Source organism: Bacteroides mediterraneensis (genome assembly GCF_016900355.1).
Lineage (GTDB): Bacteria > Bacteroidota > Bacteroidia > Bacteroidales > Bacteroidaceae > Phocaeicola.
Map to the genome: position 1 here is coordinate 312188 of NZ_JACJKA010000001.1, position 25830 is coordinate 338017.

Sequence of the window (25830 nt, forward strand, 5' to 3'; positions counted from 1 at the left end):
CAGTCATGAAAAAACTTTTCGTACTTTTTTATGCGTTGCTGTGTCTGGTCAGTGTACAGGCACAAAAGGTAACCTTGCAAGACGTAGTCAACGGTACCTATCGCGCACAAAGTATATATGGATTGAAACCGATGCTGGATGGCGAGCACTACACGCAAATCAGCAAGGACCATAAGCGCATCGTCAAGTATTCGTTTAAGACGGGCAAGGAAGTGGCAACCATCTTCGATGTGGCTACTGCCCGGAACAGTACACTCAAAAGCTTCGACGACTACATCATGTCGCCCGATGAGAGCTTGATTCTGATTCAAACAGAAACGAAGCCCATCTACCGCCGCTCTTTCACGGCCGTGTACTATCTGTACAACGTGAACAACCGTACGCTCGAACCGCTGTCAAACAACGGTCCGCAGCAGGTACCTCTCTTCTCCCCCGACAGCCATCAGATTGCGTTTGTACGCAACAACAACATCTACCTGATCAAACTGCTTTTCGGCAACAGCGAATCGCAGGTGACCAAAGACGGAGAATACAACAAAGTGCTGAACGGTATCCCCGACTGGGTGTATGAAGAAGAATTCGGCTTCAACCGTGCTTTCGACTTCAGCGCCGACAGCCGCATGATTGCCTACATCCGTTTCGATGAAAGCCAGGTACCGATGTTCTCTTTCCCATGGTACAAGGGTATGGCACCGGAAAAGAAAGAATATGCCACTTACCCCGGAAGCTATAACTACAAATATCCGAAAGCCGGTGTATCCAACTCCAAAGTCAGCGTACACACGTTCGACATCAAGAGCCACGTAACCCGCAAAATGGAACTTCCCATTGATTCCGACGGATACGTACCTCGCATTAAATTTACCAGCGATCCCGAGAAACTGGCTATCATGACCCTAAACCGTCACCAGAACCGGTTCGATATTTACATGGCCAATCCGCGCAGTGCCATCTGCAAAGTGGCCATCCGCGACGAGGCAGAACAATACATCAAGGAACAGGCTTATTCGGACATTGTTTTCTATCCGGAACATATCGTTCTGATGAGCGAACGCGACGGATACAACCACCTCTACCTCTACACCATCGGAGGAAACCTGGTGAAACAAATCACCAAAGGCAACTTTGAAGTCAAGGAATTTTTAGGATGGGACCAGAAGGCCAACGTGTTCTACTACACCAGCAACGAAGGAAGCCCGTTACGCACAGCAGTGTATAAAATCGACGGAAAGGGCAAGAAAACCAAACTGTCTACACGCACCGGTACCAACAATGCCCTGTTCAGCAAGAACCTGAACTATTACATCAACACATATTCCAGCGCCCAGACACCGACCCTCATCACCTTAAACAACAACAAGGGACAGGAAATGGTGACTTTGCTCGATAACAAAGAGCTGAAAAGCAAAATAGCCCAGCTGAACATGCCTACCAAAGAATTCTTTACGTTCAAGACCCAAGAAGGCGTGGAACTGAACGGCTGGATGATGAAACCTGTCAACTTCAACCCGTCTAAGAAATATCCGGTCATCATGCACCAATACAGTGGCCCGGGCTCACAGCAGGTACTCGACAAATGGGGTATCGGCAGTTTCGGCGACGGCGGCATGTTCGAAGCCGTAATGTGTGACAAAGGCTACATCATGGTCTGCGTAGACGGACGAGGCACCGGAGGTAGAGGTGCTGCCTTCGAGAAATGTACCTACCTCTCTATCGGCGTGAAAGAAGCCATCGACCAGGCTCAGGCAGCCAAATATCTTTCCACTCTGCCTTACATCGACGGAAGCCGTATTGGTATCTGGGGATGGAGCTACGGAGGCTACAACACCCTGATGTCCATGAGTGAAGGTTCAGGCGCCTTCAAGGCTGGTGTAGCCATTGCTGCCCCCTCCGACTGGCGGTTCTATGATTCGGTTTACACCGAACGCTTCATGCGTACCCCGAAAGAAAACGGCGACGGATACAACAGTTCTTCTGCCATCAACCGGGTACATCAACTGAAAGGAAAACTGCTGCTCATCCATGGAAGTGCCGACGACAATGTACATTTCCAAAATTTCATGGAATACAACGAAGCATTGATACAGGCCAATGTCCAGTTTGAGACGCAGATTTACACGAACCGCAACCACGGCATCTCTGGAGGAAACACCCGTAACCACTTAATGAACAGAGTGGCTAATTTCTTCCTGCAGAACTTATAATCCATATCCTATTCACAGATGACGCCAGAGGTTCTTCCTTTGGCGTCGTCCGTTTTTCTTGCAATCAGTTTTCTCATTATGACACATATCAAAAAACCTGAATGGTTGAAAATACAAATCGGCACGAATGCCCGATACACTGAGACCAAACGCATCGTCGATACCCATAAGCTTCACACCATCTGCAGCAGCGGACGTTGCCCGAACTTAGGAGAATGCTGGGGAAAGGGAACTGCCACCTTCATGATTGGAGGAGCCATATGTACCCGTTCCTGCAAATTCTGCAACACCCTCACCGGAAAACCTCTTCCGTTAGACCCGGAAGAACCGAAACATGTGGCAGAATCAATCCAGCTCATGAAACTCAACCATGCGGTCATCACCTCAGTCGACCGTGATGACCTGAAAGATTTAGGAGCCGCCCACTGGGCCGCTACCCTCCGTACCATCCGGGAGTTGTGTCCGGGAACCACCATTGAAGCCCTGATACCCGACTTCCAAGGCCATGCCGAACTGTTGCAGCAGGTCATCGACACCCGCCCGGATATCTTGTCGCACAACATGGAAACCGTCCGCCGTATCAGTCCGTTAGTACGAAGTGTGGCCAACTACGACACCAGCCTGAAGGTCATCCGCCAGATTTCAGAGAATGGATTGAAGGCCAAGTCGGGCATCATGGTCGGACTTGGAGAAACGCCTGCCGAAGTAGAAGAAACCATGGACGACCTACTGGAGAACGGTTGCCGCATCCTGACCATCGGACAATACCTGCAACCCTCGGCCAAGCATTATCCCGTGGCTGAATACATCCACCCCGACCAGTTTAAAAAGTATCAGGAAATCGGTGAAGCAAAAGGGTTTGAAATCGTGGAAAGCGGACCGCTGGTACGCTCCTCTTACCATGCTGAAAAACATCTGCGGAAATCTTGAACAATTCACTTTTTTCAATTGTTCAAAATTTATAACAGGTACTCTTCAGCTATGAATCTATTGCTTAAATACAAGGACAAAATCGTTTCATTCGGACTGCTTCCTACCATCATCACGCTGATAGGGATTCATATTTTCCCTACCACTACCATGTTAGGAATCGGACTGGGAATCAGCCTTGCCGGTGTACTCTATGATGTATTGCGCCTGAAAGCACTCAATTTTTTCCTTCTGCAAGGTACCATCGGCATCGGCACCTGCTTCCTGCTAAGGCTGTTTACCGGATACGAATACATTCCTCACAACAGCCTGACACCCACCCTTGAATTCATGTTGCTGGTATGTGCTTTCATCCATGTGACAGCCCCTGAACTATACCGTAACTTCCTGAGAAAGTTCCATCTCAACTTTACTTTCTCCTACCTGCTGGAGGCCAAACTGATTGTCGTTCTTTCCAGTATCCATCTGATTGTCTTGTTTGCACTGCAGCACGAACTGATTCCTTTCTCGCCGGAACATAACTTTGGCGTCATTTACCTGATTCCTACCCTCATCTATCTGCTTTGCCTGTTCATCAATATCGTCGGTATACAGATTGCGGCTACCCAGTCGCCACAGGAACCACACATCATCCGGATTATCCCCATCTGCAACGGGAAGATTTACCTCACGCCTCACACGGCGCAACCTTCCATCTGGGATGCTCCTATCCAATCGCTGTTTGAAGGTCCTTTACGCAAAAGCCAGCAACATGCCAAGCACCTCCTCAAGCAGCAACCTTTCTGCAAAAAAGCAAAAGCTCCTCACAAGAAAATCCATCCGCGACTGATTCTCAGCTACCGGACACAAGGAAGTCTGCCTGCCTTCATACAGCTATACATCCTTCCAGTCAGCCAGGAAAACGAGTTTCCCTTTTCCGGAGGACAATTTTTTACCTGCGAAGACATCAAGAAAAGTTCCACGTGCTTCAGTCAGGAACTGATGATTGAGTGTGAACGCCTGCAACTTGTGGCGCAAGTGTGGAAAGAATTCGAATAAAAAGAAAAGATTATTTGTAAATCAAGAAGATGCAAGGAATCTTGTTCAAATCGGGCAAATGTCCTTTCCATTCCTTTACGGTCTTGGTTCTGATATACTCTCCCTCGCACGTGATATTGGCCGCGATACACAGCTTCGTCTGCGGACGGCAGGTTTTCAGAATCTCTTCCAACATCTTATGATTGCGATACGGCGTTTCAATAAACAGCTGGGTCTGATTCTCGCTGTACACGCGAGCTTCCAACTCTTTCAACCGACGGGTACGATCGGCCGGGTCGATGGGCAAATACCCGTGAAAAGCAAAACTCTGTCCGTTAAATCCGGAACCCATGACCGACAGAATAATGGAAGAAGGTCCCACCAAAGGCACCACCTTCAGGTTCCGGCGTTGAGCTATCGCCACCACATCCGCTCCCGGATCGGCCACAGCCGGACATCCCGCTTCAGAAATCACCCCCATGGCATTTCCTTGGGCTAATGGTGTCAGATAACCTGCAATGTCCTCAGGAGAAGTATGCTTGTTCAACGGATAAAAAGTCAGTTCATCAATATTGATGTCCGCATCCACCTTTTTCAGAAAGCGACGTGCCGAACGTACATCTTCCACAATAAAATGCTTGATACCCACGATGATTTCCCGGTTATAAGAGGGCAACACTTTTTCAATGGCCGTGTCTCCCAAGGTGACAGGCAGCAAATACAATGCAACTTCCATAAGGAATCTTCCAATCTATTAGTTTAATCTTCCATGATGCTGGCGCTATCCGTATTCTCCAGCAAATTCTTCATTCCTATTTCCGGATGATTTTTCATATATTTCTCGACTTTCTTCATACCCAGCCATATCCCTAAGAAGGGAGGTATTGTCTGTCCCTTGAATGAAAGTCTGGTGTTCGACGAAATAAAAGAACGGATCACCATCGGGTCGGTAGCTTCCATGTAGTGATTCTGCTCCATTCCTTCCCATAGTTCGTCCTCATATTCTTCACACCATTCGATTTCTTCCGGAGAATAACCCAAGGCTATTTCTCCATCCACCTCCCCCTCCAGGATTGTCTCCACAATCCAGGCAATCTTTCCTCGGTATAACAGGATGTCCATCAACGAACGATGACCTTCCATCCACAGAAAAGGATACTGCCCCAGCAGATAAAAGGTAAAACAATCGGGCACAATGTCATCCGGCGACATCGAACGGCGCTGGTTCGCATAATAATATCGCTTATAAAGCGGATATTCCGTTCCCATGTATTTGTCCAGGCTGATACCCAGTACACTGTCACTCACCACGATCGACTGGTTCAAGGCTGAAATCTGTGTATACACCTTCGGTATCGGCAAGTCGGGAATTTCCCTTTTCAGGTTCTTGAAGCCCCGTGTCAATTGCTTCTCAAACGGAGACATATCCTTGAACTTCTCTTCCACATCCTCCATGAGATGTACCAAAATGGAATCTGAAAAGTAAGCGCAAAGACGCTCATTGATATCGGGCGTATTTACGGCTCCCAAATCCAGCACATCCTCTATCAGCAAGCGGGTTTCCTGGGCAAACTCCGTGTTCATCCGCTGCAAGGAGAAGAAACTGTTCTGTACGGTAGCCTCGTACTGAAGGCGGTCATATCGGGCTATTTTTATTCCTGTAAACGAAAAATCGCCTTGCTGCTCATCAGAATGACAAGCAGACAAGACGATTATACTCAGTAATATAAAAATAAACCGATACATTTACATTTAATGATTATCCATAAATGATATGACCATCCGCATCCTTATATTCATCCAATCCTTTCTCATAAGTAGCCATGGCACGCAAACTCATTCCTACACTGGAGAAACCTCCATCGTGGAACAGATTCTGCATCGTCACCTTACGAGTCAAGTCAGAGAACATCACAATACAATAGTCAGCACATTCATCAGCTGAAGCATTGCCCAGCGGAGACATGCGGTTGGCAAAGTCAAACAACTTGTCCATACCCTTCACACCAGAACCGGCAGTCGTCATGGTCGGTGACTGAGAAATGGTATTGATACGCACATGATGTTCACGGCCATAGATATAACCGAAGCTACGTGCAATAGATTCCAACAAAGCTTTGGCATCGGCCATGTCATTGTAGCCATAGAATGTACGCTGTGCAGCCACATAACTCAAAGCCAAGATAGAACCATACTCATTGATGGCATCCAATTTCTTGGCAGACTGAATCATCTTATGGAATGATACGGCAGAAATATCCAATGTTTTTGCCAGCATATCATAGTCCAAATCATCGTATGTACGTTTTTTACGAACATTTGGAGACATACCGATAGAATGAAGCACAAAGTCAATCTTACCGCCCAGAACCTCCATTGAACGTTTGAATACATTTTCCAAGTCTGCTACGCAGGTGGCATCAGCGGGAATCACTTCACAGTTCAATTTTTTCGCCAAATCAGATACCTGTCCCATACGTACTGCTACAGGGGTATTAGATAATGTGATGACAGCACCTTCTTCTACAGCCTTTTCTGCTACTTTCCATGCGATAGACTGTTCATTCAAGGCACCAAAAATAATACCTCTTTTTCCTTTCAGCAAATTATAACTCATATTATTTTCAATTATAAATTTGGCGCAAAGATACAAACTTTATTTACATTGTTTACATTTCTCCCGCCAAATTATTGAATCAGACACCCATCTGTGAATTTTTTCTGATACAAAAACCCATAAAATACGTGTGTATATAACACAGAATCATTATTTTTGCAACTGAATAAAAAAGGTTTTTCATAATATTATTTAGGTTAGAATTAGATGTATTATCCTTCTGCATGCCTTCTGCGAGGACCGCATTTTCAGAGAGATAATCGTAAAAAAAACAGCCTTGGCAGGTTTCATTCCGCCAAGGCTGTTTTTCTATTTCAAAATAACGGATCAGTTTTCCTTTACTTCCCATCCCAGTGCGCTGGCTCCCAATACGGCCGCATCAGCGTCTTTCAATTGAGAGAGCAACAGTTTGGTCTTTCCGGCATAAATCTTCAGTACGTTTTCATCAATTGCTTTCTGAATCGGCTTCATGATGTAATCGCCAGATTTGGCCAGACCACCGAACAAGATGATGGCTTCCGGGCTGGAGAAGGCAATAAAGTTGGCCAACGCTTCTCCCAAGATACGTCCGGTAAATTCAAAAATATCCTGTGCCAGCTTGTCGCCCTTCACGGCTGCATCGTATACATCCTTCGACTGGATTTCATCTGCCGGAATGTTACGCAACAAACTGGGTTCTGTACGCTGTACGAGGAATTCACGTGCTGTACGAGCTACACCCGTAGCAGAGCAGTAAGTTTCCAAACAGCCTTTACGTCCGCAACCGCATGCACGACCGTTACGATCCACAATCACATGGCCCAGTTCACCGGCAAAACCATCGTGACCATACACCAGCTGTCCGTTGACTACGATACCGCTTCCTACACCTGTCCCCAAGGTAATCATGATGAAGTCTTTCATACCACGGGCCGCACCATACGTCATTTCACCAATGGCAGCCGCATTCGCATCGTTGGTCAAGGCTGTGGGAATACCCAACTGTTCTTCAAACATGGAAGCCAACGGAATAATACCTTTCCACGGCAAGTTTGGAGCAAATTCAATGGTTCCACTATAATAGTTTCCATTCGGAGCACCTACTCCCATACCTTTTACCTTTTCAGCTCCACCAAACTGTGAGAGCAAGGGAAGAAGCTTCTTGCATACTGCATCGACGTAATCTTCGATATTATCATATTGCTGAGTCTTGACAGAATCAGATGCCAACACGTTGCCACGTGAGTCAACCACACCGAAAACAGTGTTTGTTCCGCCAATGTCCATACCTACTACATAAGGTTTTTCCATGTTGATTGTCATGACATTTCTCTATTTAGGGTTAATTATCTATGGACAAAAGTAAATAATCAGTAAAAACGGAACAAATTTTTCACCTATTATTTTTGAATCCATACCACTTTTTCTACATTTGTGAAATAGTATTGAAAATGTATTAACACAAACCAAATGATTACACTCAAAGACATTCACAAAACTTACAACAACGGTACTCCCCTTCATGTACTCAAAGGCATCAACCTGCACATCGACAAAGGAGAATTCGTCTCCATCATGGGAGCATCCGGTTCCGGGAAATCCACTTTATTGAATATTCTTGGAATATTGGACAATTACGATTCAGGCGAATACTACCTGAACAATGTACTCATCAAAGACCTCAGTGAAACCAGAGCCGCTGAATATCGCAACCGGATGATCGGCTTTATTTTCCAGTCATTCAACCTCATTTCGTTCAAGGACGCCATGGAGAATGTGGCTCTTCCACTTTTCTATCAGGGAGTCAGCCGGAAGAAGCGCAACCTGCTGGCCATGGAGTACCTCGACAAGCTGGGACTGAAAGAATGGGCGCACCACATGCCCAATGAAATGTCGGGCGGACAGAAACAGCGTGTGGCCATTGCAAGAGCCTTGATATCCAAACCGGAAATCATCTTGGCCGATGAACCGACTGGAGCACTGGACAGTAAGACTTCGGTGGAAGTCATGAACATCCTGAAAGAGCTGCACGACCAGGACGGACTGACCATCGTCGTGGTTACCCATGAAAGCGGGGTAGCCAATCAGACCAACAAGATTATCCACATAAAAGATGGAGTGATAGAACGCATTGAAGACAATATGGACCATCATGCTTCTCCGTTCGGACAAAACGGATTCATGAAATAAATTTCCCTGCCATGACAGAACTGATACACGAAATCTACGGAACCATCATGCGCAACAAGTTGCGCACGCTGTTGACCGGTTTCTCCGTGGCGTGGGGAATCTTCATGCTGATTGTCCTGCTCGGAGCAGGCAACGGCCTCATCCATGCATTTGAGAACCAGTCGGAAGGTATGCTCATGAACTCCATGAAAATCTATCCGGGCATAACTTCAGAACCTTATAAAGGCATGCAAGAAGGACGGAGCATTTACCTGAAAGAAAGCGACCGGGAACTGACGGCCTCTTCTTTCCCCGACCATATCTTAGAAACGGGTGCCTCCGTCAGCAAGAGCGATGTCACCCTTACCTATGGTAAAGAGGCCCTCAGCATCGAATTGGACGGGGTACTTCCCAACTATCCTTCGCTCGAGGCCATCAAGATAAAGGAAGGGCGTTTCATCAACAAACGCGACATAGAGGAAAAGCGGAAAGTCATTGTCCTCCACGAAAAGACGGTCAAGAACCTGTTCCCACATACCGCTCCTATAGGGAAGTACCTCAACGCACAAGGGGTTTCCTATCAGGTGGTAGGCATCTACAAGGACCAGAACAGTTTCTCTCCTTCGGCACTGGTACCTTTCACCACCTTGCAAACCATCTATCAAAAAGGAGACAGCATTGACAACATCACGTTCACTACCCAAGGATTGGCCAATGAAGCGTTAAACAACCAGTTTGAGGCCGATTACCGACGTACGTTGGGCCTGAAAAAACAATTCTCTCCCACCGACGACGGCGCCATCTGGATATGGAACCGTTTCACTCAGTACCTTCAGCAACAGACGGCCACCCAAATTCTGCACACGGCCATCTGGGTAATCGGTATCTTTACCCTGCTGAGCGGCATCGTGGGAGTGAGCAACATCATGCTCATCACCGTCCGTGAACGGACCCATGAGTTCGGCATCCGCAAGGCACTGGGAGCCAAGCCGATGTCCATCCTCTGGCTGATTATCTCGGAAAGTGTGACCATCACGACTTTCTTCGGCTATATCGGCATGGTGGCGGGCATTGCCGTCACGGAATACATGAACCAGGTGGCCGGGAAACAGACCATGGACATGGGGGTATTTTCCATGACCTTTTTCGAGAACCCGACGGTCGACCTCTCCATTGCCATTGAGGCGACACTGACCTTAGTTATCGCCGGCACACTGGCCGGACTTTTCCCGGCAAGAAAAGCGGCCAGAATCCGACCCATTGAAGCACTTAGAGCAGACTAACCATGAGACGATTTGACTTAGATACATGGGAAGAAATTCTTCTCACCATCACCCGCAACAAAACCAGAAGTTTCCTGACGGCCTTCGGTATCTTCTGGGGAATATTCATGCTGATATCCCTGATGGGAGGGGCGAAAGGCCTTCAACAGTTGCTTTCGCGCCAGTTTGAAGGTTTTGCCACCAATTCCGGTTTTCTGGGCGCCAACAAGACCAGCAAGGCTTACAAAGGTTTTCAGCAAGGCCGGATGTGGGACCTGGAAAACAAAGATGTGGAACGGGTCCGGAAACAGGTCAACGAACTGGAAACCGTGACTGCCACCCTGGCCAAATGGGGCATCAACGCCATCTACAACGAAAATAAAATCTCGGGAACGCTGAAAGGACTGTATCCCGAGTACCAGAAGATTGAAGAACCGAACATCGTGTTCGGACGTTTCATCAACGACATCGACATCCGCGACCAACGGAAAGTGTGTGTCATCGGGAAGCGTATCTATGAGAGCCTCTTCCCGGGAGGAGAAGACCCCTGCGGAAAATTCATCGAGGTCAACGGTATCTACTACCGGATTATCGGGGTCAGCATGGCCGTCGGAAACATCTCCATACAAGGACAGTCGGAAACCTCAGTCGTCATTCCGTTCACCACCATGCAGCAGAACTACAACTTCGGACAGAAAGTGCAGCTGCTCTGCTACACGGCCCGCAAAGGCTATTCCATTGGAGAAGTAGAAAAGAAAGTGGAACAGGTGGTCAAGCAGGCTCACCTGATTCATCCCGACGACGGACAAGCCGTGATTCTGGTCAATGCGGAAGCCATGTTCAGCATGGTAGACAACCTGTTCTCGGGCATTAAGATTTTAGGCTGGATGGTCGGCCTCGGCACTTTGCTGGCCGGAGCCATCGGCGTGAGCAACATCATGATGGTGACCGTCAAGGAACGGACCACTGAAATCGGTATCCGGCGTGCCATCGGAGCCCGTCCCAACGATATTCTGTCACAAATCTTGTCGGAAAGCATGGTTCTGACCATCCTGGCAGGCATGGCCGGTATCACCTTTGCCGTATTCCTCCTGAACCTGACAGAGATGGGAACCTCTACTCCCACTGCACCCACGAATTTCCAGATCAGTTTCTGGCAAGCCATCGGAGCTTGCGTACTTCTGCTCGTATTAGGGCTGCTGGCCGGATTGGCACCTGCCTATCGGGCCATGAGCATCAAACCGATTGAGGCCATACGCGACGAATAAATAAAACCACAAAACAAACGAAAAAAAAACAAAGTTCATCATGAAAAAGTACATCAAAATCATCTCACTGGTGCTGATTGCACTGATTTTTATTGGGACCTTCGTGTTCCTGTATCAAAAATCACAGCCGAAAGAAACGGCTTATGAAATTCTCCATTCACAGACCACGGATTTGGTGCAAACCACCGTAGCCACCGGAAAAATTGAACCCCGCGACGAGGTAGAAATCAAGCCTCAGATTTCGGGTATCATCTCGGAAGTATACAAGGAGGCCGGCCAAACGGTGAAGAAAGGTGAAATCATTGCCAAGGTCAAGGTCATTCCCGAACTGGGTTCGCTCAATTCGGCCGAAAGCCGTGTCCGTCTGGCCGAAATCAATGGACGGCAGGCAGAAACCGACCTGGAACGTATGGAGAAACTTTATAAAAGCAAGCTGGTAAGCAGCGAGGAATACGAAAAGACCTTGCTGGCTGCCAAACAGGCCCGCGAAGAATTGCAAGCCGCCAAAGACAACCTGCAGATTGTCAAGGAAGGTATCACCAAGAGCAGTGCCTCTTTCAGCAGTACCCTGATTCGTTCTACCATCGACGGACTGATTCTGGACGTGCCCATCAAGGTGGGAAACTCGGTTATCATGAGTAACACATTCAACGACGGTACCACCATCGCCACTGTAGCCGACATGAGCGACCTCATCTTCCGCGGCAATGTGGACGAAACAGAAGTAGGACGCATCCACGAAGGCATCCCCGTCAAAATCACACTGGGCGCCTTGCAGAACATGAAGTTCGATGCCGTACTGGAATACATCTCTCCGAAAAGCGTGGAAAACAACGGGGCCAACCAGTTTGAAATCAAAGCAGCCATCACGGTGCCCGACAGCGTGACCATCCGCTCCGGATACAGTGCCAACGCAGAAATCGAACTCCAGCGGGCCAACCATGCCCTGACCGTTCCGGAAAGTGCTGTTGAATTCAGCGGCGACTCTACCTTTGTCTACGTACTGACCGACAGCGTACCTACCCAGAAATTCATCCGCCGCCAGGTACAGACCGGCATCAGCGACGGGGTAAACATTGAAATCAAAAGCGGACTGAAATCCAACGAATCAGTCAGAGGACTCAAAAAAGAAATGTAAGCCATGAAAAGAAACCTGAAATCACTGGCCGTACTGACTTTCAGTCTTCTGGCCACCCATGCCCTTCAGGCACAGAAAGCATGGGATCTCACCCGTTGCATTGAATATGCCGTTGCCCACAACCTGACCGTCAAGCAGCAGGAAGCTGCCCGCGACAAAAGCGCAGTGGAACTGAATACCGCCAAGTGGAGCCGTCTGCCCGACCTGAACGGAAGTGCGTCCCACTCGTTCAACTTCGGACGAAGCCTCCAGGCCAACAATACCTACCAGAGTATCAACACCCAGAACACGGGCTTCAACCTGAGTACCAGCGTGCCTTTGTTCACCGGTATGCAGATTCCGAACAACATCGCCCTTTCCAAACTGAACCTGCAAGCAGCTACGGAAGACTTGAACAAGGCCAAAGAGGATATCAGCATTCAGGTGACCTCGTCCTACCTGCAAGTGCTCTTCAACGAAGAGTTGGTCAAGATTGCCCGCCAGCAGGTGGAATTGAGCCAGGAAATGCTCACCCAGAAAGAAGCCTATTTCCAGAACGGGAAAGCTTCGGAAGCGGAATTGTATGAAGCCAAGTCACGCGTGGCACAAGACCAGCTTTCACTCGTACAGACAGAGAATGATTACCGCCTGTCTCTGCTCGACCTCAGCCAACTGCTGGAACTGCCTTCGCCCGAGGACTTCCGGATTGTCAGTCCCGACATCCAGCCCGAACAATTATTCGGTACCCTGACCTCGCCGACCGACATCTACAACCAGGCCCTGCTCATCAAGCCTTCCATCAAGGCCGCACAGTACCGCCTGCAAGGCGCAGCCCGCAGCATCCGTATTGCTCAAAGTGCCTATTATCCTCAACTCAGCTTCGGGGCCGGCCTGAGCACGAGTTATTATAACATGTCTGGGAGAGAAAATTCCAGTTTCCATTCTCAGTTGAGAGACAACTTCAGCCAATATCTGGGATTTTCACTGAGCATTCCTATCTTCAACCGATTGAGTACTCGCAACCGCGTCCGCACGGCACGCTTGGAACAAACCACCCTGAGCTGGCAACTGGAGGAAAGCAAGAAAGCGCTCTACAAGGAAATCCAGCAGGCCTACTACAATGCGGTCAATGCCGAAAGCAAGTACCAGAGCAGCCAGACGGCTGACGAAGCCGCAGAAGCCTCCTTCAAGCTGATGAAGGAAAAATACGCCAACGGGAAGGCCAATGCCACGGAATACAACGAAGCGCGCACCAACTGGATGAAAGCTGTGTCCGACTGCGTACAGGCGAAATACGACTACCTGTTCCGCACCAAGATTCTGGATTTCTACCAAGGCATTCCGCTCACACTGGACAAAGCGAAATAGTCGCTGATTTTCAACCGATTACATTTTACGTTTCAAACGCAGGGACTACACAGAAACCGAATAAATCGGGAATTATTTCCGGCAAATAACCGCTCCGGATTCTCCACTCCTGCGGATACAGATTATTGGCCCGGTTGCCAATGTTCTTGGCAAATCCCAACACACTGCCCCGGTAAGTTAACGTGACATAGCCCTTCGATACCTCCGGCGGAAGCACGACCGCCTCTTTCCGCAAATATGCAATAGCCTGTTCATAAGTCAGTTCCGCCTGCGGAAACGTATCCCGCTGAAACGTCGTACTCATGGCCAGCGTATGCGAAGGCTGCCAATCCTTTCCTTTCCATTCTCCGAGCGTGATTCCGGCATGCAACACCTTGAGCCGGCTCTTCAACAGTTCATACACCTCTCCATAAGCGGCGGGAAAAGCTACCGCTTCCGTATCTTCTACTTTCAGTACATATTTTTCTGCCTCACATATCCAGTTCTGCATTTCCCGCGGCACCTGAAGCACCTGCGTTTTTCCTCCTTTTCCTTTCTTGGCCGATTTGCCAGCCGGTTTTACCCGGGCACATTCCCGGTCTTCTTCCGATGTTTTCCGCAGCACGGCGAGGAACAAACCTTCTCCCGTCGTCTTATGCGGCAGGAAACGATACACTGGAAATTCCTCCTCTGTCAGGTTTCCGGTAATGTGCCACTCCGGCTGTACTTCCAACGGCAAGACTTCGGCTCCCAGCTCGCGGACAATCCACGCCACATTGTCCTCATTTTCCTCCCGGTTGTAAGTACACGTACTATATACAAGTAAACCGCCCGTTTTCAGACAGGGCCATATATCGCGCAAGATACGCCGCTGACGCTGCCAGCAAGTATCCACGTTGTCAATGCTCCATTCCTGCACCGCCACTTCATCCTTTCGAAACATTCCTTCTCCCGAACAGGGCACATCGGTCAGCAGCACGTCGAAGAGCGGGCCTAACTCTGTAAAGTCAGCTGGATCATTGTTCGTCACGATCACCTCCGGATGCCCCCACTTGATCAGGTTTTCGGCCAGCACCTGCGAACGGTTGCGCATCACCTCATTGGCCACTAACAGGCTGCCTTCCGGCAACACGGACCGGGCCAGCGTAGACTTGCCCCCGGGAGCCGCACACAAGTCGAGCATCACCACCGGTTCGTGCACATACTGGCGGAGCGCCTGTGCCAGAAACATGGACGAAGCCTCCTGCACATAATAGCATCCGGCATGAAACAACGGGTCGAAGGTGAACGACGGCCGTCCGGACAAGTAATATCCTTCCGGACACCAGGGTACTGGCGTACTGCCGGCAGGAACGGAGGAACACTTATCCTGGTTGATACGGATACTGACCGGCGTTTCCTTTTTCAAGGCTTCCGTCAAAGCGGCAAAGTCAGCCTCTCCCAACAACCGGCGGGTACGGGTGACAAAATCAGCAGGTAAATTCATGACTTTCGCAAAATTTGTTATGCCGGCAAAAATAAAAAAATTTAGCTACCTTTGCAAAAAACAAAAAATCCAATCATGAAACAATATCTCGACCTGTTGCACCGCATCCGTACAGAGGGCGTACGCAAAGACGACCGTACCGGCACGGGCACGATCAGCGTGTTCGGACATCAGATGCGCTTCAACCTGGAAGACGGCTTCCCGCTCGTCACCACCAAAAAACTCCACCTGAAATCCATCATCTACGAACTGTTGTGGTTCCTCAAAGGAGATACCAACGTGAAATACCTACAGGAACACGGAGTCAGAATCTGGAACGAATGGGCCGATGAGAACGGCGATTTAGGCCACATCTACGGCTATCAGTGGCGTTCCTGGCCCGGATACGACGGCCACTTTATCGACCAAATTTCGGAAGCGGTGGAAACCATCAAGCATAATCCAGATTCCCGACGCATCATCGTCAGTGCCTGGAACGTAGGCGACTTAAACAACATGAACCTTCCTCCTTGTCATGCGTTCTTCCAGTTCTATGTAGCCAACGGACGGTTGAGCCTGCAAATGTACCAGCGCAGTGCAGACACCTTCCTGGGCGTACCGTTCAACATCGCCTCTTATGCCCTGCTGCTACAAATGATGGCACAGGTCACCGGACTGAAGGCAGGTGATTTCATCCACACGCTCGGCGATGCCCACATCTATCTGAACCACCTGGAACAAGTTGATTTACAGCTGACACGTACTCCACGCCCCTTGCCTACCATGAAAATCAATCCGGACGTGAAAGACATTTTCAGCTTCCAATACGAAGACTTCCAGCTGGAAAACTACGACCCGTGGCCGCACATTGCGGGAAAAGTATCCGTATAACCCACTCTAAAGAACAGAAATATGACCTTATCCATCATTGCCGCCATCAATCGGAAACGAGGTATCGGCTATCAGAACAAACTGCTTTACTGGCTGCCCAATGACTTGAAGCGCTTCAAGGCACTCACCACCGGACATACCATTCTCATGGGACGTCACACCTTTGAATCTTTACCCAAAGGCACACTTCCCAACCGGAGAAATGTGGTGCTGAGCAGACAAGATTTACACTTTGAAGGAGCTGAATGCTTCCACACGCTGGAAGAAGCCCTGAAATCGTGCAAGGAGGAAGAAGAAGTATTTGTCATCGGAGGAGCCATGCTCTACACGGAAGCCCTTCCGCTATCCGACCGTCTCTATCTGACCGAAGTGGAAGATGACCAAGTGCCCGCCGACACCTTTTTCCCGGAGATAGACCCCACTGTATGGCAAGAAAAAAGTAGAGAATGCCATTCGACAGATGAAAAGCATCTCTACTCTTATAGTTTCGTTGATTACGAACGTATCCAAAAATAAGCTTCACGCGTCAATCGTCGTCATTCGCCAGATTCATAATCGGCATCTGGCGTTTGATGGCTTCACGGAAAGAAATGATGGTTTCCGAACGTGACAAGCCCAAGGGCTGAAGTTTGTCATGAATAATCTCCAGCAAGTGATGATTGTTTTTCGCATAAATCTTGATAAACATATCATACTGACCGGTCGTAAAATGACATTCCACTACTTCCGGAATGTGCTTCAAAGCTTCCGTAACGGAATCAAACTGTTCCGGATCTTTCAAATACAAACCGATGTAGGCACAAGTTTCATAGCCTATCTTTTCCGGATCAATGATGAATTCTGAACCCTTCAGAATTCCTAAGTTCGTCAACTTTTGAATTCGCTGATGAATAGCGGCTCCCGATACATTACACGCGCGTGCCACTTCCAAGAATGGAATACGTGCGTTGCCTGCAATCATGCGCAGGATCTGTTCGTCTAAGGTGTCTAATTGATGATGTCCCATCTTCTATGTTTTTGTATTCATGCAAAGGTAATACATTTTCTTTATATAATCTCAATATTTATAACCTTTACTTGATTTTTAACATGAAATTTGTAGAAATACAAGGGCTTATCTTCAACTTACACTTTTCAAGTTACGTCCGCTATCCTACGCACAGCAGACGCAGCTTGTCTCAGAACTGGAACAAGGCAGTCAGTACAATACGGTTGTTCTTCACCAGATGCGTATCGGTCACACGGGCCTTTGCGGTATAATCTCCATACCAGGCACCGGTCCAGGTATATTCTGCGCCAATCTTCCAGTTCGGACGATTGTAAGTGAATTCCGCGCCCAAGGTGTTCAACTGGTCAATATCGGTTCCCGTACCCAGTACACCGGTCACTTCTTTCGAAGCTCCCAGGTTCTTCAAGTATCCGGCAAAGATACCGCCACGGAACGTACTTCCGTACATCATGTTCAACCAAGTATGGGATACGCGTACCGGCGTGTATTCCTGTTCTCCCGTCCGGGCATCGGTAGAAATGATGCCGTAACCTCCGATGGTACTGGCTTGTGTCAGGTTGGAGCCCAACACACTTTTGGCCGCCAGCAGGAAACGCTGGTGAGTATATTTCACATGAGCTTCGGCCGAAACTCCCGTAATGCGTTCGCTCACCTTGTAGGTCTTTCCATTATATTCCGACTGTGTACGCGGCGTAATGGAAGAAACGTGTACACCTGCACCGGCCAGCAAGCCCGGACGTTTGTAGTTCATGCCCAAATAAAATTCCGGGGTACATCCATTCTTGATGAAGCTCTGGTTTTTCTGTGTAGCCGTTGCTCCTGCTTCATTGGAAGACGGACCGACGGACAGATACTGCGACTGCCATACGGCAGCAGCCGTCAACACGAAATGTTTTTCCGTCAAACGGTAACGTACCTGCGGCGCACGGCTGAAAGGCTGATAAGGAGCCCCCATATTCAGGTTCAAGATATCAGGCGACACATCTCCGTACAAAGGATGCCAGGTCTGTCCTACCAGCAACGCAGATTTTCCCCAATCGAGGTTGAAATACGCATGACGGATACGAATCAGCGAATAGGTCGTTCCTGAACCGCGGAAGTCGATTTCCACCTTTGCCGAGGTCTTGGCCTTACCGAACATGGGTCCGGTCACATCCACTCCCAACCGAGTATATAAGGTATAGAAATTACCGTCGGGCTTTGCATTCATATCCTTTCCATCCGCATCGGGGGCCACATCCTTTGGATACATATAAAAAAGTCCGTCCACAGTCTCCGAATTGGAACGGCTGTTATAAAACAAGTCTGTACGTACCTGGCCATAAAACTTATAGCCGAAATCTTTCTTCTGCGCCATCATCCCAGCCGAAACCGTCATCATGGCACACATTATAAAGAAACTCTTTTTCATTTGAAATCACTTTTATCCTTAACCGGCTGCAAAAGTAGCCATAATCTGCTGAACAGCCAAACAAAAATCCTTACAAGGAACGTACCCGGCGGAACCAACAGACAAACCAGACTGCTGCCACCAACGTACAAACTCCGCCAATGACATAGGAAATTTCTCCTCCCAGTGAAAAGCCTTCGGGGGCAATGAACAAGTAAGTCGAGCAGACACTCGTCATGAACAAGGCCGGTATCAGGGTCACCCAATAATTTTTCCGGGTTCCCACCAGATAGGCCGTAATGGCCCACAACGTGAAGACCGACAGCGTCTGGTTGCACCAGGCAAAATAGCGCCAGATGACTTTGAAACCTTCCGCATCGCCAAAACTATAAATCAGCAAGGCCACTGTCACCACAAAAATGGGAATACTGATAACCAGCCGTTTCCCGATGGAGCGCTGTTCCACATGGAAAAAATCGGCTACAATCAGACGGGCCGAACGGAGGGCCGTATCGCCACTCGTAATCGGAGCTGCCACAATACCTAAAATGGCCAGGATACCTCCAAAAGTACCCAACCAATCCTTGGAAATGTCGGTGGCCACCTTGGCTCCTGAATAAGCCACTCCCGTCACCTTGTCCACAATCCCGTTTTCCTGAAAGAAGTACGTGGCAGCGGCGGCCCAAATCAGAGCCACAATGCCTTCGGTCACCATCGCCCCGTAGAACACCGGACGACAATGTTTCTCATTGGTAATGCAGCGGGCCATCAAAGGCGATTGTGTGGCATGGAAACCACTGATTGCCCCACAGGCAATGGAAATGAACATCATCGGGAAGATCGGGTTTTTCTCGTATTTCGTGCCGAAGCCTTCCCACATTTCCGGAAGCGCCGGACTTTTCACATACAGCATCACTAAAATACCTACCGCCATGAACAACAAGGCAAACGCAAACAACGGATAGATGCGTCCGATAATCTTGTCGATGGGAAGCATGGTGGCCAGGATATAATACAGAAAAATGACCACCACCCAGAAATACACATCCAAGGAAGCCGGCGTCATCCCCGCTAAGAGTTCAGCCGGACCAGACACAAACACGGCTCCCACCAAAATCATCAGCAAGACGGTGAATACGCAAGCGACATTTTTGGTCCGTACCCCCAGATAGCGACCGATAATCTCCGGCAAACTTTCTCCGTTGTTCCGCAACGACAATGTGCCGGAAAGAAAATCATGCACCGCACCGGCAAAAATGGTACCGAACACAATCCACAGATAAGAAGCCGTGCCGAACTGTGCACCCATGATGGCCCCGAAAATGGGTCCCAAACCGGCAATGTTCAAAAACTGAATCATAAAAATTTTCCACGTAGGAAGTGGAATGAAGTCAACCCCGTCTGTCATGGTCAGTGCCGGAGTTTTTCGGGCAGAATCAGGTGCAAACAACGTATTTATGTATTTTCCATATCCCCAATATCCTACCACCAGTAAAACTAATGCGATAGTAAATGTTACCATAGATTTCGGTTTATCTCTTATTTCGTGGCAAAAGTAATAAAAAGAAATAAAATGCAAGACATAACGATAAATTTTATCACTCAGAGAAATAATATCCTTCTATAAAGAAATAAAAGTGTCCTATTTAAAGAATATAAAAAAAGGCCTCGAAATAGCCTAATTAGAAAACTGTATCTTCAATTTGCCTCTGCGACCAGCTTTGATTATATTTGCGGAAATTTTAATCAGACATGCGAATTCTCCTCACTTTAGTATTTATAAGCAGCTTTCTTTTCGCACAGGCACAGCCCAAAGAAGAAATCCGTGCCACGTGGCTGACCACGCTCGGAGGAATGGACTGGCCCACCCGAAAAGCCAATTCTCCCAAAGGTATCGAAGCACAAAAACAAGAACTCATCCAACAGCTGGACGCGTTGCAGGCGGCCCATTTCAACACCATACTTTTCCAAACCCGACTTCGAGGGGATGTGATTTATCCTTCTGCATATGAAACCTTTGCGGAAAGCCTGACCGGCCATACAGGAAAAAATCCCGGATACGACCCCTTGCAGTTTGCCATCGAAGAATGTCACAAGCGGGGCCTTGAGTTTCATGCCTGGCTGGTATGTATTCCTATCGGCAACAAACGACAGGTTGGCCTGTTAGGGAAGAACTGCGTCGTCAAAAAGCAGCCCAAACTCTGCAAACAGTTCAACGGAAGCTGGTACCTCGACCCCGGCAATCCCGGCACGGCCGAATACCTCAGTCAGATAGCCAAGGAAATCGTCTCACGCTATGACGTAGACGGTATTCATCTGGACTATATCCGCTACCCGGAGCAAGGGGAAAAATTTCCCGACAAAGACACGTTCCGCAAATACGGGAAGAAACAAGACCTGAAACAATGGAGAAGAGACAACATTACGCATATTGTCCAACGGATTTATACGGAAGTCAAGCGACTGAAACCCTGGGTTAAAGTAAGCAGTTCCCCCATCGGAAAGTTCAATGACACCCGGCGCTATTCCTCCTTCGGATGGAACGCCTATGAAACGGTCTATCAGGATGCCCAGAAATGGTTGAACGAGGGTATTCAGGATGCTCTTTTCCCGATGATGTATTTCCAGGGAAACCATTTTTATCCCTTTGCCCTCGACTGGAAGGAAAACAAGCACAACCGATGGATTGTACCGGGACTGGGCATTTATTTCCTTCACCCGAAAGAACAGAATTGGCAAATCGATGAGATTATCCGTCAGATTTATTTCACCCGCCGCATCGGACTGGACGGACAGGCTTATTTCCGCAACAAATTCATGCTCGGCAATACCAAAGGAATACTGGATGAACTGAAAGGCAACTTCTATGCTTACCCGGCCGTGGTTCCGCCTATGCGATGGGCTTCACAGACTGCTCCCGCTTCGCCCACCGCCCCCAGCGTGAAACTGCAAGGAGAGAATATCCAAATGACCTGGAAGGCCTCTGAAAGCCAGCCGGGAGGAATCTACTATCGCGTATATGCTTCCGACACATATCCCGTCGATACCGAGAAAGCCCAAAATCTGATTCTCTCGCGGACCGACAGTTGCCAGTACACGTTCACTTCCAGCCCGTCACAAAATGGAGGTATCTACTGGGCCGTGACGGCTGTCAACCGCTTTGGATTCGAAAGTGCCCCTTTGGCGTTGAATGCCCCAGCCAAAGACGAGCCTTCCATCTTATACGGACGACTCCCCGTACTTCCGAAAGGCTATACCCTGATCGTCAGTGAAGCGACAGGAATTGAGATTCTCCGGACTACCCAGCCCGAGAAAGACATTCCTCAGAAAATCGGCAAAGGATTCTTCCGACTAAGCTTGCTGGCACCCGATGGAAACATCACCCCGGCAGGTGTCACCGTATACTGATGCATTTTATTCCGAAACGCATGGTAATAAAAGGAATATTCACTAAATTTGCACATTCAATTGAAACAAACAAACTTACTATACTCATGAGCAATCAACGATACATGCAGCGCGGCGTATCTGCATCGAAAGAAGATGTACACAACGCCATCAAGAACATTGACAAAGGTATTTTCCCGAATGCATTCTGTAAAATTATTCCTGATATTTTAGGAGGTGACCCGGAATACTGCAACATCATGCATGCCGACGGAGCCGGTACCAAATCTTCACTGGCGTATTTGTACTGGAAAGAAACCGGCGACTTGTCTGTATGGAAGGGCATCGCACAGGATGCTCTGATTATGAACATCGATGACTTGTTGTGCGTAGGTGCCGTAGACAATATTTTGGTATCTTCTACTATCGGACGCAACAAGCTGCTTGTACCGGGTGAAGTGATTTCAGCCATCATTAACGGCACAGACGAACTGCTGGCCGAACTTCGTGAAATGGGAGTGGGTGTCTATGCCACCGGTGGAGAAACCGCCGATGTAGGCGATTTGGTCCGTACCATCATCGTGGACAGTACAGTGACTTGCCGTATGAAACGCGCGGATGTCATCAACAACGCCAATATCCGCCCGGGGGATGTGATTGTGGGTCTGGCCTCTTACGGTCAGGCAACTTATGAGAAAGAATACAACGGCGGTATGGGCAGCAACGGTCTGACCAGTGCCCGTCACGATGTGTTCAGCAAATACCTAGCAGAAAAATATCCGGAAAGCTATGACCATGCTGTACCTGAAGAACTGGTTTACAGTGGCAAACTGAAACTGACAGATGCGGTAGAAGGTTCTCCGCTGGATGCCGGCAAACTGGTGCTGTCTCCGACCCGTACCTATGCTCCGGTAGTCAAGAAACTGCTGGATACCCTGCGTCCGCAAATCCACGGTATGGTTCACTGCTCAGGCGGCGCCCAAACAAAAGTGTTGCACTTCGTAGGCGACAACTGCCGGGTCATCAAAGACAACCTCTTCCCTGTGCCTCCTTTGTTCCGCACCATCAAGGAACAGAGCGGTACCGAATGGGACGAAATGTACAAAGTGTTCAACATGGGACACCGTCTGGAAGTCTACCTGTCACCGAAACATGCAGAGCAGGTTATTGAAATCAGCAAGTCGTTCAACATCGATGCCCAGATTATCGGACGCATCGAAGAAAGTGACCACAAGGAACTGATTATTCGTTCTGAATTCGGAGAATTCAAATACTAACCAGCTACCTCTTACGATTAGATGAAACCGCAAGAAAAGCAGGGATGCCTTGTCAGTGCCGGATTACTCATCGTATGGGTTGTCCTTTTCTATCTTAGCATTGAACTTGACTCTCCTTTTCTCAAGATGGTTAGTTTTGGACTCCCAGGGTTTGTCATTTCCTTTGTATTTGGGAAATACTTTGGGACTAAAGAGTTTCAATGGAAAGCCCGAAGAGACTTGCCGCTCATCTTGCTCGGTTTCATATTGTTGGTTTTCTTTACCTGGATGGCCTATGGCAGGTTATGGTAAGCCAAGACCAATCTCATCACTCAACTGTATAAGCATTCCATTAGAATGGCAGAAAACAATACATTACTGGAAAAATTAGACGGTTTGGTATCACGTTTCGAGGAAGTATCGACCTTGATTACAGACCCGAACGTGATAGCCGACCAGAAACGATACGTCAAACTGACCAAAGAATATAAAGAGCTGGGCGACCTGATGGCTGCCCGCAAGGAATACCTGCAATGCCTCAACGGGCTGGAGGAAGCCAAAATGATGATGGGCGAAAGCGATCCGGAAATGAAGGAAATGGCCCGCGAAGAAGCGGCAGCCTGCGAAGCCCGTATTCCCCAGTTGGAAGAAGAAATCAAGCTGTTACTTATCCCAGCCGACCCGCAGGATGACCGCAACGCCATCCTGGAAATCCGTGGAGGTACGGGAGGTGACGAAGCCGCCATCTTTGCCGGTGATTTGTTCCGCATGTATTCCAAATACTGTGAGCGCAAAGGCTGGAAACTGGAAGTATCCAGTGCCAACGAAGGAGCTGCCGGAGGTTTCAAGGAAATCATCTGTTCCATCACCGGAGAGAAAGTATACGGAACCTTGAAATACGAATCGGGCGTGCATCGCGTACAGCGTGTACCGGCCACCGAAACCCAGGGACGTGTGCACACTTCCGCTGCTTCCGTAGCCGTACTGCCCGAAGCTGAACCCTTTGACGTGGAAATCAACGAAGGCGAAATCAAATGGGATACTTTCCGAAGCGGAGGTGCCGGAGGACAGAATGTGAACAAGGTAGAATCGGGTGTCCGCCTGCGTTACAACTGGAAGAACCCCAACACGGGTATTGTGGAAGAAATCCTCATCGAGTGTACTGAAACCCGCGACCAACCGAAGAACAAGGAACGCGCCCTGAGCCGTCTGCGTACCTTCATCTACGACAAGGAGCACCAGAAGTACATTGATGACATCGCTTCCAAACGAAAGACCATGGTGAGTACCGGTGACCGTTCGGCCAAAATCCGTACGTACAACTATCCACAGGGACGTATCACCGACCATCGCATCAACTACACCATCTACAATTTAGCGGCATTCATGGACGGCGACATTCAGGACTGCATCGACCATCTGATTGTGGCCGAGAACGCGGAACGGTTGAAAGAAAGCGAATTATAAATAAAGGTGTATCATTTTACCCCTTACCGTGAACAATAAAGTCACATTATTAATAAAAGAATTATGAACAAACAGGAATTATTTGAAAACATCAAAAAGAAAAAATCTTTTTTGTGTGTAGGACTGGATACCGACATCAAGAAAATTCCGGAACACCTTCTGAAGGAAGAAGACCCGATTTTCACTTTCAATAAGGCAATCATCGATGCCACTGCCCCTTACTGTATCGCCTATAAACCTAACTTAGCTTTCTATGAAAGCATGGGTGTAAAAGGATGGATCGCTTTCGAAAAGACAGTGGAATACATCAAGAAAAACTATCCTGACCAATTCATCATCGCCGATGCCAAACGTGGTGATATCGGTAACACCTCGGCCATGTATGCCCGTACCTTCTTTGAAGAACTGAACATCGACTCTGTAACAGTAGCTCCCTACATGGGCGAAGACAGTGTGACTCCGTTCCTCACCTACGAAGGCAAATGGGTCATCCTGCTGGCACTGACTTCCAACAAAGGTTCACACGACTTCCAGCTGACAGAAGACAAAGAAGGCGAACGTCTGTTCGAGAAAGTATTGCGCAAATCACAGGAATGGGCCAACGACCAGAACATGATGTACGTGGTAGGTGCCACTCAAGGACGCATGTTTGAAGACATCCGTAAAATCGTCCCCCACCACTTCCTGCTGGTACCGGGTATCGGTGCACAGGGTGGTTCACTGGAAGAAGTCTGCAAATATGGTATGACCAAGGAATGCGGACTGATTGTCAACTCCAGCCGTGCCATCATCTATGCCGACAAGACTGAAAACTTTGCCAAAGTAGCTGGCGAAGAAGCTCACAAAGTACAGCAGCAGATGGAAAAACAGCTGGCAAATATCCTCTAAAATTCTGTTTTTACCCCATTTTCAAGAAGCATAAAGACTCCTGCTTGTGCATGCAGTCTTTATGCTTCTTTTGTATCCTTCCACCATAAAAAAAGCTAAAAATAGGCCTATCAGGGAGGTTTAGTCTTAAAATCAGCAGACATATCCGGCAAATAATTGGCATTTTT

At 48.4% G+C, this 25830-nt stretch carries 22 protein-coding genes; 14 read left to right on the plus strand and 8 right to left on the minus strand.

Features of this window, described 5'->3' with window-relative positions; genetic code table 11:
• The first annotated feature begins 5 nt into the window (after positions 1 to 5).
• The 3 genes from H6A28_RS01330 to H6A28_RS01340 all read left to right on the plus strand — a co-directional run bounded on the left by H6A28_RS01330 (position 6) and on the right by H6A28_RS01340 (position 4172).
• Complete coding sequence (locus H6A28_RS01330; protein WP_204478619.1) at positions 6 to 2204, plus strand: S9 family peptidase; 2199 nt, start codon at positions 6 to 8, stop codon at positions 2202 to 2204.
• A gap of 78 nt (positions 2205 to 2282) precedes the next feature.
• Positions 2283 to 3134, plus strand: a complete 852-nt coding sequence (gene lipA / locus H6A28_RS01335; protein WP_204474701.1) for a lipoyl synthase — start codon at positions 2283 to 2285, stop codon at positions 3132 to 3134.
• Between the two features lie 51 nt (positions 3135 to 3185).
• Positions 3186 to 4172 (plus strand): hypothetical protein, encoded by a 987-nt coding sequence (locus H6A28_RS01340; protein WP_204478620.1) that lies wholly within the window; start codon positions 3186 to 3188, stop codon positions 4170 to 4172.
• 10 nt (positions 4173 to 4182) lie between these two features.
• Here H6A28_RS01340 and H6A28_RS01345 read toward each other — a convergent pair whose 3' ends face one another.
• The 4 genes from H6A28_RS01345 to H6A28_RS01360 form a co-directional block, all read right to left on the minus strand.
• Positions 4183 to 4887 carry an SAM-dependent methyltransferase gene (locus tag H6A28_RS01345; RefSeq protein WP_204474695.1) on the minus strand — a complete coding sequence of 235 codons (705 nt, stop codon included), beginning with the start codon at positions 4885 to 4887 and terminating at the stop codon, positions 4183 to 4185.
• A gap of 23 nt (positions 4888 to 4910) precedes the next feature.
• Positions 4911 to 5897 carry a gliding motility lipoprotein GldB gene (locus H6A28_RS01350; protein ID WP_204478621.1) on the minus strand — a complete coding sequence of 329 codons (987 nt, stop codon included), beginning with the start codon at positions 5895 to 5897 and terminating at the stop codon, positions 4911 to 4913.
• A gap of 13 nt (positions 5898 to 5910) precedes the next feature.
• Positions 5911 to 6768 (minus strand): enoyl-ACP reductase FabI, encoded by an 858-nt coding sequence (locus H6A28_RS01355; RefSeq protein WP_204474691.1) that lies wholly within the window; start codon positions 6766 to 6768, stop codon positions 5911 to 5913.
• Positions 6769 to 7095: 327 nt separating this feature from the next.
• A complete protein-coding gene (locus tag H6A28_RS01360) occupies positions 7096 to 8070 on the minus strand; it encodes an ROK family protein (RefSeq protein ID WP_204474690.1) in 975 nt (324 codons plus the stop codon).
• 147 nt (positions 8071 to 8217) lie between these two features.
• Here H6A28_RS01360 and H6A28_RS01365 point away from each other — a divergent pair, with 147 nt between their 5' ends.
• From H6A28_RS01365 to H6A28_RS01385, 5 genes are read left to right on the plus strand one after another with little or no spacing between them, the layout of a single operon-like run.
• Positions 8218 to 8937 carry an ABC transporter ATP-binding protein gene (locus H6A28_RS01365; protein WP_204474688.1) on the plus strand — a complete coding sequence of 240 codons (720 nt, stop codon included), beginning with the start codon at positions 8218 to 8220 and terminating at the stop codon, positions 8935 to 8937.
• An 11-nt stretch (positions 8938 to 8948) separates the two neighbouring features.
• Positions 8949 to 10199, plus strand: a complete 1251-nt coding sequence (locus H6A28_RS01370) for an ABC transporter permease (protein ID WP_204474686.1) — start codon at positions 8949 to 8951, stop codon at positions 10197 to 10199.
• A 2-nt stretch (positions 10200 to 10201) separates the two neighbouring features.
• Complete coding sequence (locus H6A28_RS01375; protein ID WP_204478622.1) at positions 10202 to 11446, plus strand: ABC transporter permease; 1245 nt, start codon at positions 10202 to 10204, stop codon at positions 11444 to 11446.
• 40 nt (positions 11447 to 11486) lie between these two features.
• Positions 11487 to 12584 carry an efflux RND transporter periplasmic adaptor subunit gene (locus tag H6A28_RS01380; protein ID WP_204474682.1) on the plus strand — a complete coding sequence of 366 codons (1098 nt, stop codon included), beginning with the start codon at positions 11487 to 11489 and terminating at the stop codon, positions 12582 to 12584.
• A 3-nt stretch (positions 12585 to 12587) separates the two neighbouring features.
• On the plus strand, positions 12588 to 13931 hold the full coding sequence (locus H6A28_RS01385) for a TolC family protein (RefSeq protein WP_204478623.1): 1344 nt from the start codon (positions 12588 to 12590) through the stop codon (positions 13929 to 13931).
• Between the two features lie 25 nt (positions 13932 to 13956).
• Here the strand turns inward: H6A28_RS01385 and H6A28_RS01390 are convergent, their stop codons facing one another.
• On the minus strand, positions 13957 to 15396 hold the full coding sequence (locus tag H6A28_RS01390) for a methyltransferase RsmF C-terminal domain-like protein (RefSeq protein WP_204478624.1): 1440 nt from the start codon (positions 15394 to 15396) through the stop codon (positions 13957 to 13959).
• Between the two features lie 75 nt (positions 15397 to 15471).
• Between H6A28_RS01390 and H6A28_RS01395 the strand changes: the two genes are divergently transcribed.
• Both H6A28_RS01395 and H6A28_RS01400 read left to right on the plus strand, forming a co-directional pair.
• Positions 15472 to 16266, plus strand: a complete 795-nt coding sequence (locus tag H6A28_RS01395; protein WP_204474676.1) for a thymidylate synthase — start codon at positions 15472 to 15474, stop codon at positions 16264 to 16266.
• A gap of 21 nt (positions 16267 to 16287) precedes the next feature.
• On the plus strand, positions 16288 to 16782 hold the full coding sequence (locus H6A28_RS01400; RefSeq protein ID WP_204478625.1) for a dihydrofolate reductase: 495 nt from the start codon (positions 16288 to 16290) through the stop codon (positions 16780 to 16782).
• Between the two features lie 10 nt (positions 16783 to 16792).
• On the opposite strand, the gene H6A28_RS01405 is transcribed toward H6A28_RS01400, so the two are convergent.
• The 3 genes from H6A28_RS01405 to H6A28_RS01415 all read right to left on the minus strand — a co-directional run bounded on the left by H6A28_RS01405 (position 16793) and on the right by H6A28_RS01415 (position 20187).
• Positions 16793 to 17272 (minus strand): Lrp/AsnC family transcriptional regulator, encoded by a 480-nt coding sequence (locus tag H6A28_RS01405; protein WP_204474672.1) that lies wholly within the window; start codon positions 17270 to 17272, stop codon positions 16793 to 16795.
• Positions 17273 to 17444: 172 nt separating this feature from the next.
• Positions 17445 to 18686 (minus strand): hypothetical protein, encoded by a 1242-nt coding sequence (locus H6A28_RS01410; protein WP_204478626.1) that lies wholly within the window; start codon positions 18684 to 18686, stop codon positions 17445 to 17447.
• Between the two features lie 70 nt (positions 18687 to 18756).
• Complete coding sequence (locus H6A28_RS01415; protein WP_204474663.1) at positions 18757 to 20187, minus strand: carbon starvation CstA family protein; 1431 nt, start codon at positions 20185 to 20187, stop codon at positions 18757 to 18759.
• Between the two features lie 230 nt (positions 20188 to 20417).
• On the opposite strand from H6A28_RS01415, the gene H6A28_RS01420 reads away from it, so the two are divergent.
• From H6A28_RS01420 to pyrF, 4 genes are all read left to right on the plus strand, one after another.
• Positions 20418 to 22073, plus strand: a complete 1656-nt coding sequence (locus H6A28_RS01420; RefSeq protein WP_204474661.1) for a glycoside hydrolase family 10 protein — start codon at positions 20418 to 20420, stop codon at positions 22071 to 22073.
• 86 nt (positions 22074 to 22159) lie between these two features.
• Complete coding sequence (locus H6A28_RS01425; protein WP_204474652.1) at positions 22160 to 23329, plus strand: AIR synthase related protein; 1170 nt, start codon at positions 22160 to 22162, stop codon at positions 23327 to 23329.
• A 336-nt stretch (positions 23330 to 23665) separates the two neighbouring features.
• Positions 23666 to 24775, plus strand: a complete 1110-nt coding sequence (gene prfA, locus H6A28_RS01430; RefSeq protein ID WP_204478627.1) for a peptide chain release factor 1 — start codon at positions 23666 to 23668, stop codon at positions 24773 to 24775.
• Positions 24776 to 24838: 63 nt separating this feature from the next.
• A complete protein-coding gene (pyrF, locus tag H6A28_RS01435) occupies positions 24839 to 25663 on the plus strand; it encodes an orotidine-5'-phosphate decarboxylase (protein ID WP_204474648.1) in 825 nt (274 codons plus the stop codon).
• Positions 25664 to 25830 lie beyond the last annotated feature (167 nt).